9 protein-coding genes and 1 pseudogene are annotated in these 16,578 nt (G+C 67.7%); 5 read left to right on the forward strand and 5 right to left on the reverse strand.

Annotation, left to right across the window (positions count from 1 at the left end; all coding sequences use genetic code 11):
• Nucleotides 1-97: 97 nt before the first annotated feature.
• A pseudogene (locus tag JL100_RS05930) lies at nt 98-299 on the forward strand (IS5/IS1182 family transposase); the annotation flags it as partial.
• Nucleotides 300-441: 142 nt separating this feature from the next.
• Here the strand turns inward: JL100_RS05930 and JL100_RS05935 are convergent.
• From JL100_RS05935 to JL100_RS05955, 5 genes are all read right to left on the reverse strand, one after another.
• On the reverse strand, nt 442-1,776 hold the full coding sequence (locus JL100_RS05935; RefSeq protein WP_202685101.1) for a lipopolysaccharide biosynthesis protein: 1,335 nt from the start codon (nt 1,774-1,776) through the stop codon (nt 442-444).
• Between the two features lie 194 nt (nt 1,777-1,970).
• On the reverse strand, nt 1,971-5,264 hold the full coding sequence (locus JL100_RS05940) for a glycosyltransferase family 4 protein (protein ID WP_202685100.1): 3,294 nt from the start codon (nt 5,262-5,264) through the stop codon (nt 1,971-1,973).
• A gap of 14 nt (nt 5,265-5,278) precedes the next feature.
• Nucleotides 5,279-6,898, reverse strand: a complete 1,620-nt coding sequence (locus tag JL100_RS05945; protein WP_202685099.1) for an FkbM family methyltransferase — start codon at nt 6,896-6,898, stop codon at nt 5,279-5,281.
• The gene (locus tag JL100_RS05950; RefSeq protein WP_202685098.1) at nt 6,898-8,121 is read right to left on the reverse strand and encodes an ABC transporter ATP-binding protein; all 1,224 of its coding nucleotides are present in this window, start codon (nt 8,119-8,121) and stop codon (nt 6,898-6,900) included. The genes JL100_RS05945 and JL100_RS05950 overlap by 1 nt, the downstream gene beginning before the upstream one ends.
• Nucleotides 8,118-8,810, reverse strand: a complete 693-nt coding sequence (locus JL100_RS05955) for an ABC transporter permease (protein WP_407696957.1) — start codon at nt 8,808-8,810, stop codon at nt 8,118-8,120. The genes JL100_RS05950 and JL100_RS05955 overlap by 4 nt, the downstream gene beginning before the upstream one ends.
• 495 nt (nt 8,811-9,305) lie before the next feature.
• Here JL100_RS05955 and JL100_RS05960 point away from each other — a divergent pair, with 495 nt between their 5' ends.
• From JL100_RS05960 to mgtE, 4 genes are all read left to right on the forward strand, one after another.
• Nucleotides 9,306-11,936 carry a sensor domain-containing protein gene (locus JL100_RS05960; RefSeq protein WP_202685096.1) on the forward strand — a complete coding sequence of 877 codons (2,631 nt, stop codon included), beginning with the start codon at nt 9,306-9,308 and terminating at the stop codon, nt 11,934-11,936.
• 39 nt (nt 11,937-11,975) lie between these two features.
• Nucleotides 11,976-12,611 carry an NUDIX domain-containing protein gene (locus JL100_RS05965; RefSeq protein ID WP_202685095.1) on the forward strand — a complete coding sequence of 212 codons (636 nt, stop codon included), beginning with the start codon at nt 11,976-11,978 and terminating at the stop codon, nt 12,609-12,611.
• Between the two features lie 159 nt (nt 12,612-12,770).
• Nucleotides 12,771-15,062 (forward strand): NADP-dependent malic enzyme, encoded by a 2,292-nt coding sequence (locus JL100_RS05970; protein ID WP_202685094.1) that lies wholly within the window; start codon nt 12,771-12,773, stop codon nt 15,060-15,062.
• Between the two features lie 88 nt (nt 15,063-15,150).
• A complete protein-coding gene (gene mgtE / locus JL100_RS05975; RefSeq protein WP_202685093.1) occupies nt 15,151-16,572 on the forward strand; it encodes a magnesium transporter in 1,422 nt (473 codons plus the stop codon).
• The last annotated feature ends 6 nt before the right edge of the window (nt 16,573-16,578 follow it).

Raw genomic sequence — 16,578 nt, forward strand, 5'->3', positions numbered from 1 at the left:
TCACCTTACCTGATTGATGCTGGTGAGAAATTGCCTGCGGCGTTGCCGTTGCGGGGAGAGCCGGATAAAGGAGCAGCCCATCCGCTGCCTCGGAGCCTTGCAGCCCTACACGGCGAAAGAATCCCGCCGCCACAAGATCCCGTGGGCGCGCTACAAGTTCGAGAACCGGGCCGAGTACGACGCGGCGCTGGTGTGGCGAGGCAACGTGGACCCCGGCGCGGACTGGACGGCGGGGCCGACCGCAAACCTATTCCGACGTAGCGGTGGAAGCCGGGTTGATGCTGCGGCTGGCGTTCGGCTCGTGACCGGCCTCGGCATGCCGTTGTCCCGCCGGGTCGCCTGACCGGTACGGGAGAACGGCGAAATCCGCCCACTTCCTCATTCCTGCACAAAAGTCCCGCAACGGCCTCAACGTTGCGGCGCTCTTTCATGTTCGGAGCTTCACGCCGGCGTCGGCGTGGCCTCTGCGAGGGTCGCGCGGTGGTCCTGCACCGCGCGCCAGACCAGCACCACCAGGAAGAAGTGGAACAGGAACCCCACGACCGAGTAGGCGGCGATCGCGACATCCACGTCGGCGATCCAGGCGGCCACGGGCAGCACCAGGAAGCGGGGGATCAGGGTCAGGATCTCCAGGATCAGGAACCGGCGCTGCAGGTTGAGCACGGGGACCAGCATCAGCGCGGGCAGGCTGATGAAGCGCATCGCCCACCAGACGACGATCCACTGCGCGAAATAGCCGGCTTCCCGCCAGGCCTCGCCGAAGGCGAAGGCGTAGAGCCAGGGACCCAGGACGATCATGACGAGCACGGGAAGCGCGACCATCGCCGCCAGCCCGCCGGTCGTCCGCAGGAAGAGGGCCGACAGATCCTGGCCCTTGTGGAACATCTCGGCCGCGCGCTGGTAGAAGACCCGGCGGACCGCGTCGCCCAGCAGCGTGATCGGCATCTCGAACAGGCGGTAGGTGAACCAGTAGAGACCGGCCACATAGGGGCTGAACAGGGCGGCCAGCAGGATCGACGGCACGGTGATCGTGGTCGAGGAGAGCAGCGCCTGCGGCATGCTGTAGAGCGGAAAATCGCGGTGCTTGGCCGCGAGCTGCTTCATCCGCTGGCGCGTGACCATGCGCCGGAGCGACGGCAGGTCGTGGCGGATGATCTGCCAAGCGATGATCAGGGCGCCCATCGCCGTCCCGAAGATCAATCCGAGCACGAGGCCGTCCACGCCCATGCCGACCAGGCCGGCCGCCATCTGGGCGGCGGCGACCCCGAAGGATCGGCTGATCGTCGACATGGAGATGCGCTTGTACTGCTTGTGCCGGGTCGCCCACACGGCCAGCACCGCCGCCGCGGTGTTGGTCAGGATCAGCAGCGGCAGGAACCACAGCAGGCCGCGCAGCTCCTGGTATCCCAGCAGGTCGAGCAGGGGATCGCCGAGGACCCATACCGCAAAGCCCGACGCGATGCTGACCGCCACGACGATGCCGAGGCTCAGGGCCAGGATGTTGGCCGCCTCCGTCTCGGACTTCGCCATGACGATGGCGAGCTCGTACCGTCCGCTCGCCACGACCACGAAGGTCATGTTGAGCGCGCCGAACAGGGCGAAGAGGCCGAACTGGTCCGGCGTGAAGAGCCGCATCAGGATGGGATACGCAAGGACCGTCAGGACCTGGGCCATGGCCGTCCCGGAAGCGAGGACCGCGATGTTCTTCAGGAAGGGGCCACGCAGGATACGAAGTGCTGCTTGCGACAGACGGTTGGTGTCGACTCGGGCCGTCAAGGGAACTCTCTCACACAATCATTCGCAGGATGAAGCGGCGCAACACTGCCATAAACATCGGCCGGTCGCGCCGGTTCATGGGGTGAACGCATTCACGCTTTTGCTCCCCGGGATTGGGAAGGGCAAGGGATCCCTCCATCCGGGTGTGCAATATACCCCATCGGTAATCCTGGACGATCGTGTCCCGGGGGCGGTCAGTCCGAGCCGGCGGCCACCGGTTCCGCTGCCCGCGCCGCTTCGGCCGCTTCGGCCGGGGCTTCCGAATTCGCTCCGGCGAAGGGCTGGCGCCGGTCGGAACCTTCCCTATCCGCGTGGTAGGTCGCGTCCCACAGGTCGCCGAAGATCACTTCGGTGAACCGGCGGGCCGACTGCTCCCAGGTCAGCCAGGGCATTTCGGCAGTGCCGCGCACCTTTCCCGCCTTCTGGTCCCGCATCCACCGGCGCAGCGCGTCCGCCAGATCCCGTGGCGACGTGCCGGAGAAGTAGCTCGCGTGATCGCCGGCGATTTCCCGGAACACCGGAAGGTCGCGCGCCAGGATCGGCTGCGCGTGCTTCGCCGCCTCGATCAGCGGCAAGCCGAAGCCTTCATCCAGGGAGACCGCCAGCAAGGCCGAGCAGCCGCCGTAGAGCGCGTTGAGGTCGGCGTCGGATGCCCCCGCGAACCAGTGCAGGCGGCGGCCGGCCTCCGGATGGCCGCGCAGTTTTTCCACCAGAGCTTCGACTTTCCAGCCCTGCTTGCCGACGATGACCAGCTCGGCTTCCACACCCTCGGACCAGAGCTGCTCGAACGCGGCGAGCGCCTGCGCATGGCCCTTGCGGGGCTCCACGGTACCGACCGTCAGAAACACCGGATGGCGGCTGCTCAGCACGCGAGCCACTTCCGGCCCGGGCTCGCCGGCGGTGGTCCCGGCGGCGGTCGTGCCGATATCCGCACCGAGATGGAAGTGGCCGATCCTGAGCGGGGTGTCGCGCTGGACATCCAGTCTGGGCAGCCAGTCGAAGAGCTGGTCGGCGACCGACCGGGAGATGCAGATCAGCCCCTCGCAATGGATCGCGATCTGCTGAACCCAGATCCGGAAATGATGGAACGGAACGAACCAGTCCGGCTGGATGAGCGGCAGCAGGTCGTAAACGACGAAGTAGCTTCGGATGCCCCTCGACTTGAGGCTTCGGTTGAGGGCGGCCCGTCCCTCGACCAGATGGGAGGTGAGGTCGAGGCCGATGAACACGTCGCCGTTCCGGGCATCCACCAAGTCCTCCGGCAGGCCGAGGTCCGGAACGCCCATGATCCGGGCGGCGAAGCCGCGGGCGTAACGGAGGGTGCCGCTGCCATCGTCCAGCACCGGTTCGACCCGGAAGCCGGCGGGAGGGTTCTTCAGCAGCTCGATCAGGATATTCTTGGCAACCCGCTGGATGCCGGTCCCCGCGTCGCGCAGGCCGACTTCAGAGACGTCCACGAGGATCTGGCGCAGGCCGCCGCCCGAGGGCAGGTTCTCGGCGGCGCATCGCAGGACGGTTTCCCAGGCCGCCGTCCCGGGCGGCTCCGGGGATGGGATCGCCACGATGTCTTCCGCCAGATCCCGCAGGATCGACAGGCGCGCGTGCCGCCCCCAGGTTTCAATCGCTTCCACGAACCGGGCCGGCGTGGCATCCGGGCCCAGGTCGATCAGGTCTGCCGGACTCCACGTTTCCGAACCCGCCCGGGGGTGCGCGTCGCCGGCCCGGCTCACGATGCCGGCAGCGGCGGCCGCGATCCCCTCGAGACAGGGGTACCTGCCGCACGCCTCCTCCCGGTCGGCGGATCTCGCGACCTCGACGGCCGCGGTCCAGCCGTGGGACAGGTAGACTTCGCGCAACAGGAAGGGCTCGCCGGTTTCAGCCTCCAGGTCGGCGAGTGTCCGGCGGATCCCGCCGTCGTACAACACCACCGTACCGGTGACGCGGCGCAGCAGATCGAGCATCCAGGGCAGGCAGGCCCGGTCGTCCCCGATGGCGTAGACCACCCGGTCGAACTCCGCGGCGTTGGCCGTGAACCATTCCACCGTCCGGACCGGCGTCCCCGCGGCGGTCACCGGGGGGAGGATTTCGCCCCGGGCGGCGACGCATTCGACATCGTAGTGCCGGACCAGCTCGGCCGCCAGGGAGGCCGACCACGCGGCCACGGAGGACCGTTCCGGCGGCAGCGGGCCGACCAGGGCGAGCCGCGGGCGCCTCGCGGCATGCGCAGGCCACGCGGCCGGGCCGGAGGTCGGACAGGAGTGGCGCGCATGAAGCTCCTCCAGGGCGTCGAAAGCCTTGTCGGCGGTGGCCTCCCAGCTGTAGCGCCCGGCACGTTCCCGGCCGTGACGGGCCAGGTCGGCGAGAAGTCCTGGATCGCCCAGGACGGCCGCCATCCGGGCGGAAATCGAGTCAGGCGAATGCGGGTCGAACATCGCGTCGGCGCGGCCGACGACCTCGGGAAAGCTGGTCGTGTTCGAGGTGATCGCCGGCGTTCCGCAGGCCATCGCTTCCAGGGCCGGAAGCCCGAAGCCTTCGCGGAACGACGGACAGACGAACAGCCGGCATTCGCGGTACAGCTCTACCAGATCGATGTCCGATAGCTGGCCGGTCAGCACATAGTCGCTATCGGACAGCCCGGCCTCGCGCGCCATGATCGGGACCCTGATGCGGTCAGGCGGATTGACGACGCAGACCAGCACCAGCTGGTGGCTCTTCCTCAGGTCGCGCGGCAGCCGGGCATAGGCCTGGAGCAGGCCGGCGAGGTTCTTGTGGGGATCGACCGTCCCGACGAACAGCACGAAGGGCCGCGTGATGTTCAGCCGCTTCAGCAGGGCCTTGCCGCCGTCGCGGCGGGCCTCCGCCGCGTCGGCGGGGCGGAACCTGGGATCGGCAGCGGAATGGATGGTGCGGATCCGGTCGCCCCCGATGCCGAGCATTTCTGAGGCTTCCCGGGCCGAATGGTCCGATATGGCGAGAAGCATGTCGGCCCGCCGCAGGGACATCAGCTTGCGGGCGTACCATTCGGAACTGCGGGGATCGTCGGGCAGCACCTCGGGATGGGCGAGCGGTATCAGGTCGTAAAGGGTGACCGCGGTCGGAAGCCCCGGCACCGCCCCGGCGACCGACGTCGTCACGTCGTGGTAGAGTCCTTCGAACAGGCTGCTGACGTGGACGACGTCGGGGCGCAGCCCCTGGAGGAAGCGTTCGCGGATCCGCTCCGCCGCCTCGATGCGCCACCGACTCTCCCCGGTGAGGAAGCTGACGCCGGTCGGCTGCGACCATACCGGCATGTTTTCCCACGGCATCAGGCCGTCGAAAGCCTGCCTGATCGGCTCGACCGTCTGGTCCAGGGCGCCGTTCATGGCGATGAGGATCTCGTGGCCGCGCGGCGAGCGGGCCATGGCCTTGGCCAGTTCGAGGGAGTAGCGGCCAATTCCGCGCAGCCGGCTCGGCGACTGGCAGGCCTGGAGGTCCAGGACGATGCGCATGGGGGATCTCCTGCTCAGCGGGCTCGTGTCAGTGCATGCCGGAGCATTGTTTCTACGCTGCGTTCCGCCGCGGACAGGGGCCGCCCGGCCAGGGTGGCCGTGTCGGCGCCGGCCGGTAGCGGTAAGTCCTCGGCGGCCTGCGGCGGGGACGGGATCGGGGGGTGGGGCTGCGGTGCCGGCTCCTGCCGTGCCAGCAGGGCGCGCGCCCCGCGTTCGAGGGCGGGATGGCGCAGCAGGATCGGCAGGACCGCCTGCCTGATCAGCGGCCGGGCGGCCGCCCAGCGGGCCGCCTTGCGGGCGGCGCGGACGGCAAGCGCGCGGGTCGACGCCGGCTCGGGCGGCCCTCCTGATCCGATCCCGACCGCCGCCAGCGCCCGCTTCGCCCGGCGGACCGGAGCGGTCAGGCGCCACGATGTGCTGACCCGGACGGCTTCGATATAGCCGTTCAGCGAGGCCACCACGGCATCGAGTTCCGCGATCCGCCCGTGAAGGGCGGCGTTCTCGTTTCCGACCCGCTGCCATTCGGCGAGGCGGGCGTCCACGTCGGCGCGCCAGGCGGCCCGTTCGGCCGCACGGTCGGCAAGCTCCGACTGCCGCAGGGCGATCTCGCGGTCACGGGCCTGAGCCTCCGCCCGGCGAAGCTCGGCGTCCCGGAGTCGAGACTCGGTTTCCTGCCGGCGGATCTCGATCTCGCGGCGCCGTGCCGCCGTCTCCGACATGCGTGCCGTCGCATCCGCCGCCCGCGCGGCCGCCTCCATCGTCCGGGCACCGACCTCGCGGCGGCGGACTTCGATTTCGGCGGTGCGGATCCTGGCTTCCCGCTGGCGGGCTTCCGTTTCGGCGGTGCGCACCGCCGCCTCGGCGCGCCGGACCTCCCGCTCGACATCCGCGGAGGTGCGCTGCTCGGCGATCTGCCGGTTTAGATCCTGGGCCTGCTGGCGGGCGACCCAGTCGTGAGCCCGGAACCAGTCGTCGAAGATGTTCGGCGGCGTTTCCAAGCGCGGAACGAGCGCTGATTTCTCCTCCGCGACGTAGAAGCGGTTCAGCCCGTCGAAATAGACGAAGCGATAGCCGCGGTCGGTCAGCAGCGGTTCCCAACCCTCGTGGTTCGGGATCTGGGTACGGGCTACCGTCGCCTCGACCAGGATGATCCAGGGCCGTACCGATTTCAGCGAAAGGCCGCGCAGAACTGCGGCCTCCATCCCCTCGACATCGATCTTCAGGAAGTGGACGACCGATACCCCGTGCGCCGCGAGGATATTGTCCAGCGTGTCCACGGGAACCTGACGCTCGACCCAGGGAAGGCCGGAGCATTGGTGCGTCCGTGCCAGATCGGCATCGGCGGTCGACAGTTCGCTGCCGGGAATGTCGTAGAAGGTGATCGTTCCCACGGAATCGCCGGCCGCCACCGCCAGGTTGATGTCGTGGGGCCTCGCCGCCGCGAGCTGCTTGTCGAAGCCCTGGGCCGGCTCGATGTTGATGCCGCGCCACCCGCGCTCGTAAAACGCCCGGGTGACCGACTGCTCGTCGGGACTGTTGGCGCCGACATCTACATAGAATCCCTGGACGACATCGCGCAGCGCGCGGTAGAGGACGACATCTTCGAGGTTCTGGGCGAAGGAAATGAACGGCATCAGCGCTCGATCCTGATGGTAGGCGGGATCCAGGCGGTTCCGATGAAATACGGCCTGTCGTGGTTGCTCACGGTGAATATCAGTGCCAAGTCCCGCCACTCATAGTTGTTGACCAGGTGCGTGTCGGAACTGACCAGCGCGGTCGCGACCGAATAGCTGCCGGGACCCAGAGCCGCGTTGAAGGCGGCGGTGTAGGTGACGACGCTGCCCGCCGGCACGTCCTCGAGGATCTGCCCGGTGTGGAAGGTGTTGGTTCCGAAGATCGTCTGTCCAAGCCGGTCCTTGATCATGTAGCCCATGACCAGCCGCGGCAGGGCCTGGTGTACCCGGACCTGGACGCGCAACATGACCGCTTCGCCGACACCCACGAACTCCACCGGTTCGCCCCTTTGGTTCAGCAGCGCGATGTCCTCGGCCGTCGCCTCGTAGCTGCCGGAAACGGTCTGGACCGCGCCGCCCTCGCTCCGCCGCACCTCGACGGTCTGGCCTTCTCGTTCCGCCAGAAGCGCGTTGTAATAGTCCATGACCTCCTCCGGGGCGCCGTCCTTGACCTGGGTGCCGCGCTCCAGGAGGATCGCGCGGTCGCACAATGTCTGGATGGCGGACCGGTCGTGGGAGACGATCAGCAGGGTCGTGCCGCTTTCCCGGAAGGCGCGGATGCGGTCGAAGCTCTTGTGCTGGAAATAAGCGTCGCCGACCGAGAGCGCCTCGTCCACGATCAGGATGTCAGGCTTCACGGCGGTCGCGACGCTGAACGCGACGCGCATCTGCATGCCGCTGGAATAGACCCTCAGCGGCTGGTCGAAATACTCGCCGATCTCGGCGAAATCCTCGATCCCGGGCATCATGCCCTCGATCTGCCCGTGGCTGAAACCCATCAGGCCGGCGACATGGTGGACATTCTGGCGACCGGTGAACTCCGGGTTCATCCCCATGCCCAGTTCCAGGATCGCCGCGATCCGGCCGTGCACCCGGACATTTCCCGTGGTCGGCCGCAGGGTCCCGGTGATCAGCTTGAGCAGCGTGCTCTTCCCGGCGCCGTTCTGCCCGACCAGGCCGATCGCCTCGCCCGCGTGGACGCGGAACCCGACGTGGCGCAGGACCCAGTGCTCGGTCAGCGCCGCGGCCGGCAATCCGAACCAGGAAAGCACGCGCGACCACTCGCTGCCGTAAGTCCGGAAGGACTTGCCGAGGTTCTCGACTTCCAGCACGGGGGCCGTCATAGCACGTCGACCATTTCGGCCCCGGCGCGCCGGAACATGACCAGGGCGACGGCCAGCAGCGCCAGCGCGAGAACGGCCGTTCCCGCGAGAGCCGGCATGTCGGGCATCCTGCCGAACACCAGGACATCGTGAAAGGCCCCGACCAGCGGATACAGGGGATTGAAAGACAGGAGCGGCCTGATTTCCGATGGCAGCACGTCCGGCACATAGACGATCGGCGTGAACCAGAAGCCCACCTGCAGCACCAGCGGCACCACGTGGCCGATATCCCGGATGAAGACGTTCAGGATACCGAGCACGAGGCCCAGGCCCAGGGCGAGGGCCAGCGTCAGCGCGATCAGGACGGGCAGCATCAAGAGCGAGGCGATCGGAAGGCCGTGGCCCAGCACGGCGAAGACGACGAGGATCGCCAGCAGGAGCAGGGAATTCGTGACCAGGGCGCTGCCGGCCGTCACCAGGGGCAGGCAGATGCGCGGGAACACGACTTTCTTCAGCAGGTTGCCGTTGTCGATGAAAACTGTCAGGCAACGCGTTACGACATCGGTGAACAGCGACCAGCACAGGATCCCGGCGGTCAGGTAGATCGCATAGGCATAGGGTCGGTCGGCCATGTCCGGTAAGCGGGCCGAGAGAAGGGAGGAGAGGATGAGCGCGTAGATGCAGACCTGGACCAGGGGATGCGCGATCATCCAGAGCCCTCCGATCCGGCTGCGGATGAATCGGCCCATGAACTCGGTCCGGATCGATGACAGGATGAAGTACCGGTAAGCCCATGCGCCTTTGAGCATTGACAACATTCACCGATTCCCATTGCCACCGACGTATCTGATCCGTTTCGTCAACTTCGTGTTCCACGCCCGGGCCGGTTCGCCGAGGCCCTGGCGCACTGCGGGCGAAGGCGCCCGAATGAGTTAATCCGAACGCCGGGCGTATAGCATGCCCCTCAATGTTTGACGAGCGCTTCCGTACGGTTTTTCTTCGGAACTGAACAGAATATTACGATATGCACGTTTTTGATGCGTTTGCGCCGGAAATCTCTCCCCGTTGACATGGATCATCCGCGGCTCCCTGTCTGCACGTTATGATCGAGGGCTGATCCGACGCCGCCGGTTGAAGCGGCGCGATGGGGGAAATGCGGATCCGGCGGGGGCGGTCTGTTGCCTTGCGGGGTCGGGGGGCGGTGCATGGGCGACAGTGCTTGCAAAGAGATTCCGGCCGACGGGCGCGACGACATCGACGGAAGGCCGGCCAGGGGCGCCTCCGGGCGGCCGCCGCGTGCCGGCGATGTCCGCGCGGCGGAGGAAAACCGGCTGTCCCAGATCGTCGACGGGTGCCCGGTACCCGTCTTCGTGATCGATACCTCCCACCGGGTGACCCACTGGAACCGGGCCTGCGAAGTCGTGATCGGCGCCAGCGCCGCGGACATGGTCGGCACGCGAAACCAGCGGCGGATCTTCTACGGTATCGAGCGGCCGTGCATGGCGGACCTGATCGTGGACGGCGCGCCCGACGATACCGTGCGCCTGTTCTACCAGGACAAGTTCCGGCGGTCGGCGACCGTCTCCGGGGCGTTCGAGGCCGAGGACTATTTCCCGAACCTGGGCGGCGGGCCTTGCTGGCTGTCGTTCACCGCCGCCCCGCTGTTCGACGAGGACGGGGTGATCATCGGCGCGATCGAGACCCTGCAGGATGTCACCGGCCGCCGGAACGCGGAGGCGGCGCTACATGCCGGCGAACGGCGCTTCCGGGAGCTGTTCGCGAGCATGCGCGACGGCGTCGTGATCTTCGCCCCCCACGACGACGGCCGCGACTTCGTGCTGGCGGACATCAACCCGGCGGCCGAGGCGCTCTACCGCATGTCGCGCAGCCGCGCCCTGGGGCGCCGCCTGCCGGAAGTGCTGGCGTCCCCGGCCCAGCCGGAGACCACCGCCGAACAGGCGGCGGAGCTGGCCGAGGCGGTCCGGCGGGTCTGGCGCTCGGGCGTTCCGGAAAGCCTGATGACGGTCCACCTGGATTCAGGCGGCAAGCCCCTGGACTGCCGGCACAACCGCCTGGTCCGGCTGCCCACATCCGAGGTCGCCTGCCTCTCGGAGGACATCACCGACCGGCAGCGCAGCCAAGCCGAGCAGGAAATGGTGGCCAGCGTGTTCCGGCACACGGTCGAGGGCATCTTCGTCACCGACTCCGACGGCGTCATCATATCGGTCAACCCTGCCTTCACCCAGATCACCGGTTACCAGGAGGGCGAGGTAATCGGGCGGTCGTCGCGGCTGCTGCGGTCCCCCCTCCAGGAGGAGGCCTTCTTCGACGAGCTGCGGTCCCGGCTGGAAGCCGAAGGGAGCTGGCAGGGCCAGATCTGGAACCGCCGCAAGAACGGCGAGAACTTCCTGGAGTGGGTGACGATCACCCAGGTGCTCGACGCGGCCGGGCGGCCCTACCGGTACGTCGCCATTTTCAACGACATCACGGACCTTCACCGCAAGGATGAGCAGATCAAGCACCAGGCCTACCACGACGCCCTGACCGGACTGCCCAACAGGCTGCTGCTGGCCGACCGGATCGAGCAGGCCATCGCGCTGGCCCGGCGCCAGGACCATGGCGTCGCCCTTCTGTTCATCGACCTGGACCATTTCAAGACGATCAACGACTGCCATGGCCACGACATGGGCGACCGGCTGCTGGTCGAGGTGGCGCGGCGGCTGAAATCGTGCGTGCGCGAAAGCGACACGGTCGCCCGGCTGGGCGGCGACGAGTTCATCGTCGTCGTGGGCGACGCCGACGTGGCCGAGGGCGCTCCCCAGGTCTGCCAGCGCATCCTGAAGGCCCTGCGGGCGCCGTTCTCCCAGCCCCCGGTGGAACTGGTGACCGCCAGCATCGGGATCAGCCTGTTCCCGGACGACGGGGGGGATGCCGATACCCTGCTGAAGCACGCCGACATCGCGATGTACGAGGCCAAGCGCCGAAGCCGCAACACGATCAGCTTCTTCACCTCCGAAATGACTCGTACCATGATGCGGCGCCTGGAGATGGAGAGCGACCTGCGCCGGGCGATCGAGCACGACGAGCTGGCGGTCCATTACCAGCCCAAGGTGGACATCCAGAACGGCACCATCTACGGCATGGAGGCGCTGGTCCGCTGGTTCCACCCGACCCGGGGGATGGTGCCGCCCGACGAGTTCATTCCCCTGGCCGAAGAGATCGGCATGATCGTGCCGATCGGCGAGTGGGTGCTGCGTACCGCATGCAGGGACGCCATGGAACTGCGCCGCCAGGGCATCCCGATGCAGCTTTCGGTCAACCTGTCCATGCGGCAGTTCCGCGAGGCGGACCTGGTCGAGCGGATCGCCGCCACCATAAGCGAGATCGGCCTGGACCCGTCCTTCCTGGAACTGGAGCTGACCGAGTCGATCCTGATGACGGAGGCGACCCAGAGCATCGCGGCGCTCAACGAGATCAAGCGGCTCGGCGTCACGCTGTCCATCGACGATTTCGGCACCGGCTATTCCAGCCTCAGCTACCTGACCAAGCTGCCGATCGACATCCTCAAGATCGACCGGAGCTTCATCCAGCATTGCGGCCACGACGGCAACAGCGCCACGGTCGTGTCCGCGATCATCAACCTGGCGGACCAGCTCGGCCATTCCGTGGTGGCCGAGGGGGTCGAGACGGTCGCCCAGCTGGCTTTCCTGAGGGAGCGCCGGTGCAGCAGGATACAGGGCTACCTGATCGGCAAGCCGGTCCCGCTGCACACCTTCGTGGCGCAGCTCGACCGCTGGCGCAAGATAGCGGTCGCGCTGGCGAACCCGATCATCTAAGAGGCTTGCCCTGTCAAGGCAATTTCCTCCGGAGCGACGATGCCTCATTCACGGGCGAGACACCCTGCCGTAACCACCCTGCCGGCCGTCTCGGAAGAGAATCCCTGGAAGACCCTGAGCGGCGAGGTCCGCTACGAGAACAAGTGGATCCGCGTCACCGAGCACCAGGTGGTCAATCCGTCGGGCAACCCCGGGATCTACGGCGTGGTCCATTTCAAGAGCGTCGCCATCGGCGTGCTGCCGGTCGACGCCGAAGGCTGCGTCCATCTGGTCGGGCAGTACCGCTACTCGCTGAACGCCTACAGCTGGGAAATGCCGGAGGGCGGCGGCGCGCCGGACATGCCGCCGATCGAGGAGGCGAAGCGCGAGCTGCGGGAGGAGACCGGGCTGGTGGCGCGCCAGTGGCTGGAACTGCTGCCGATCCATACCTCCAACAGCATCTGCGACGAGCACGGCGTGATCTATCTCGCCTGGGACATGGAGCTCACGGAGTCGGAACCGGAGGAGACGGAGCAGCTGACAATCGTCCGGATGCCGTTCGCCAGCGTCGTGGACCTGGTGATGGAGGGCGCCATCACCGATTCCATGACGGTTGCCGCTGTGCTGAAGGCTCAACTGCTGGCTGAGAGGGGCGCATTGCCGGAGGCCCTCTCCCGATTGATGCTCCGCCGCTGAGCGAGACGGCCGGCCAGGGACAGGAGGCAATCGAATCAAGCCTGTCCGGCCCGCGCCGCCGCGCGCACTCAAGCCTGGACAAAAGAGGGTGGCGCCTATATTCCGTGCCTCAATCGGGCACGGATGCACCGTCGCCCGTCGTCATGGCCGGGGGGAGCAATGGCTGAAAATCTGCGGGACGCAGCACTCGATTACCACCGTCAGCCGACGCCCGGAAAGATCGCGGTCACGCCGACCAAGCCGCTGGCGACCCAGCGCGACCTGGCGCTGGCCTATTCGCCCGGCGTCGCCGCCGCCTGCGAGGCGATCGTCGCGGATCCCGCAGAAGCCAGCACCGTGACCAGCCGGGCCAACCTGGTCGGCGTGATCACCAACGGCACCGCCGTGCTGGGCCTGGGATCGATCGGGCCGCTGGCCGCCAAGCCGGTGATGGAAGGCAAGGGCGTCCTGTTCAAGAAGTTCGCCGGCATCGACGTTTTCGACATCGAGCTGGACGAGAAGGACCCGGACAAGCTGGTCGAGATCATCGCGGCGATGGAGCCGACCTTCGGCGGCATCAATCTCGAGGACATCAAGGCGCCGGAATGCTTCTACATCGAGGAGAAGCTGCGCGCCCGCATGAAGATCCCGGTCTTCCACGATGACCAGCACGGCACCGCGATCATCGTCGGCGCCGCGATCCTGAACGGATTGCGGGTGGTCGGCAAGCGGATCGAGGACGTGCGGCTGGTCGCGTCCGGCGCCGGCGCCGCGGCGCTGGCCTGCCTTGACCTGCTGGTCGACATGGGCATGCCGGTCTCCAACATCACCGTGACCGACATCCTCGGCGTGGTCTACAAGGGCCGCACCGAGCTGATGGACCCGCGCAAGGAGCGCTACGCGCAGGAGACCGACGCGCGTACCCTGGGCGACGTCATCGCCGGCGCCGACATCTTCCTGGGCCTCTCCGCGCCCGGCGTGCTGAAGCCCGCCATGGTCGAGCATATGGCCCCCGACCCGCTGATCCTGGCGCTGGCCAACCCCGTGCCGGAGATCATGCCGGAGGAGGCCAAGGCGATCCGTCCCGACGCGATCCTGGCGACCGGGCGGTCGGACTATCCGAACCAGGTCAACAACGTCCTGTGCTTCCCCTTCATCTTCCGCGGCGCCCTCGACGTCGGCGCCACCACCATCAACGAGGCGATGAAGATCGCCGCCGTCCGCGCCATTGCCGACTTGGCCATGGCCGAGGCGAGCGACGTTGTGGCCTCGGCCTATGGCGACCAGCTCTCCGGCTTCGGCCCGGAGCACCTGATCCCCAAGCCGTTCGATCCCCGCCTGATCCTGCAGATCGCGCCGGCGGTGGCCCGCGCCGCCATGGACAGCGGAGTCGCGACCCGGCCGATCGAGGATTTCGCGGCCTACGAGGACAAGCTGAACGAGTTCGTCTTCCGCTCCGGCCTGCTGATGCGGCCCGTCTTCGTCCGCGCCAAGGAGGACCCGCGCCGCGTGGTCTATGCCGAGGGCGAGGAGGAGCGGGTGCTGCGCGCCGTCCAGGTGGTGGTGGACGACCGGCTGGCCAAGCCGATCCTGATCGGCCGCCGCGACGTGGTGATGCGCCGGATCGAGAAGGCGGGGCTGCGGATCAGGATCGGCGAGCATGTCGATCTGGTCGACCCGGAGAACGATCCCCGCTACGCCGACTACTGGAACCTCTACCATCGCCTGATGGAGCGCAGCGGCATCTCGCCGGATGTCGCCCGCACGGTGGTCCGCACCAACACCACCGTGATCGCGGCCCTGATGGTCCGGCGGGGCGAGGCGGACGCGATGATCTGTGGCACCATCGGCAAGTACCGCAACCATCTGGGCGACATCCGCGACGTGATCGGGCTGCGTCCGGGGGTCCGCAACCCGGCGGCGCTCAGCGTGCTGATCCTGAGCAAGGGCACCTTCTTCATGTGCGACACCTATGTGTCGCCCGACCCGACCGTGCCGGAAATCTCGGAGATGACGGCGCTGGCGGCGGAGGAGGTCCGGCGGTTCGGCCTGGCACCCAAGGTGGCCCTGCTGTCCCACAGCAATTTCGGCAGCCATGACAGCCCGTCGGCCGTCAAGATGCGCCAGGCGCTGGTCGAGATCACCAAGCGCTGCCCGGACCTGGAGGTCGAGGGCGAGATGCATGCCGACAGCGCCCTGTCCGAGGAGATCCGCGCCCGGATCTTCCCGAACTCGCGCCTGAAGGGCAAGGCCAACCTGCTGGTCATGCCCGACCTGGACGCCGCCAACATCGCCTTCAACATGACCAAGGTGATGGGCGACGGCCTGTCGGTCGGCCCGGTGCTGCTCGGCGTCGCCCAGCCGGCGCATATCCTGACGCCGTCGGTGACGGTCCGGGGCATCGTTAACATGTCGGCGCTCGCGACGGTCGATGCCCAGGTCTCGGCCGCGGAGGCGGCTCCGAAGCCGTAGGCCCGACCGACCGGAGCCCGGGCGGAAGGGCCGGGCTCCGTCCGTTCGATATCTTATCGGCCGAACCGGCGGCGAGAATGAGGGCAGGATGACCGAGGCGGCTCCGGAGATCGAGCGGCCCGAGCCGGTTCGGCCCGGGCCCGACCGCGACGACGAGGCAGAGCACGAGTTCGGGGTCTCCCACGAACTCGTCAACGGTGTTCGCGAGAAGCTGGAAGACGGCAGGCTCGGCGAGGTGGAGGCGGTGGTCTCCGACCTTCACGCCGCCGACCTGGCCGACCTGGTGGAGCAGATCGGCCCCGATCACCGGGGCGCGCTGATCGATATCCTGCGCCCGGGCTTCGACGCGGAGATCTTCGCCTATCTGAGCCCGTCATTGCGCGACATCCTGGTCGACCAGCTGGAGCCGCGCGAACTGGCGGCCGCGGTCGCCGAACTGGAGAGCGACGACGCGATCGACCTGATCCAGGACCTGGACGCCGACCAGCAGCGCGAGATCCTGGAGAACCTGCCGCCGGAGACCCGGGCGCTGGTCGAGGAAGGCCTGACCTTCCCGGAATACAGCGCCGGCCGCCTGATGTCGCGCGACCTGGTGTCGGTGCCGCAGTTCTGGACCGTCGGCAAGACGCTGGATTACCTGCGCACCGAGACCGACAATCTGCCCGAAGACTTCTACGACATCTTCATCGTCGACCCGATGCACCGGGTGGTCGGCGCGGTCCCGCTGAGCCGGATCATGCGGCAGAAGCGTTCGGTCAAGGTCGGCGACATCCTGACCGAGGACATCCGCACCGTTCCCGCCAACACCGACCAGGAGGAGGTCGCCTTCCTGTTCCGACAGTACGGGCTGGTCTCCGCCCCGGTGGTGGACGGCGCCGGCCGCCTGTTGGGCGTGATCACGGTGGACGACGTGGTCGACGTGATCGACGAGGAGGCGGAGGACGACCTGCTCAAGCTGAGCGGCGTGCCGGACACCGACATCTACCGGGCGGTGCTGGACACCACGCGGTCGCGTTTCTCCTGGCTGTTCGTCAACCTGCTCACCGCGATCCTGGCATCGGCGGTGATCGCCGTGTTCGAGGGGACGATCGAGCAGATCGTGGCGCTGGCCGTGCTGATGCCGATCGTGGCGTCCATGGGCGGCAATGCCGGCACCCAGACGCTGACGGTAACCGTCCGCGCGCTGGCGATGCGCGAACTGTCCGAGGCCAACGCCGCCCGCGTCGTCGCCAAGGAGGCGCTGGTCGGAACGATCAACGGCGCGCTGTTCGCCGTTATCATCGGGCTGGTGGCCGGGCTGTGGTTCGGGGACCAGCTGCTCGGGATCGTCATCGGATCGGCGATGATCATCAACCTGTTCGTCGCCGGCCTGTGCGGGACGCTGATCCCCCTGGGGCTGGCGCGGCTGAAGATCGACCCCGCCGTCGCCAGCGCCGTGTTCCTGACCACGGTCACCGACGTGATCGGCTTCTTCGCCTTCCTGGGGCTGGCGGCGCTGATCCTGCTGTAGAACCGG

Source organism: Skermanella mucosa (assembly GCF_016765655.2).
GTDB lineage: Bacteria > Pseudomonadota > Alphaproteobacteria > Azospirillales > Azospirillaceae > Skermanella > Skermanella mucosa.

Bases quoted from the DNA above. Each gene is read 5' to 3' on its own strand.
- JL100_RS05940 (WP_202685100.1), bottom strand. From the start codon at position 5,264: ATGCGCATCGTCCTGGACCTCCAGGCCTGCCAGTCGCCGAGCCGGCTG.
- JL100_RS05945 (WP_202685099.1), bottom strand. From the start codon at position 6,898: ATGCCGTTCATTTCCTTCGCCCAGAACCTCGAAGATGTCGTCCTCTAC.
- JL100_RS05950 (WP_202685098.1), bottom strand. From the start codon at position 8,121: ATGACGGCCCCCGTGCTGGAAGTCGAGAACCTCGGCAAGTCCTTCCGG.
- JL100_RS05955 (WP_407696957.1), bottom strand. From the start codon at position 8,810: ATGATCGCGCATCCCCTGGTCCAGGTCTGCATCTACGCGCTCATCCTC.
- JL100_RS05960 (WP_202685096.1), top strand. From the start codon at position 9,306: ATGGGCGACAGTGCTTGCAAAGAGATTCCGGCCGACGGGCGCGACGAC.
- JL100_RS05965 (WP_202685095.1), top strand. From the start codon at position 11,976: ATGCCTCATTCACGGGCGAGACACCCTGCCGTAACCACCCTGCCGGCC.
- JL100_RS05970 (WP_202685094.1), top strand. From the start codon at position 12,771: ATGGCTGAAAATCTGCGGGACGCAGCACTCGATTACCACCGTCAGCCG.
- mgtE (WP_202685093.1), top strand. From the start codon at position 15,151: ATGACCGAGGCGGCTCCGGAGATCGAGCGGCCCGAGCCGGTTCGGCCC.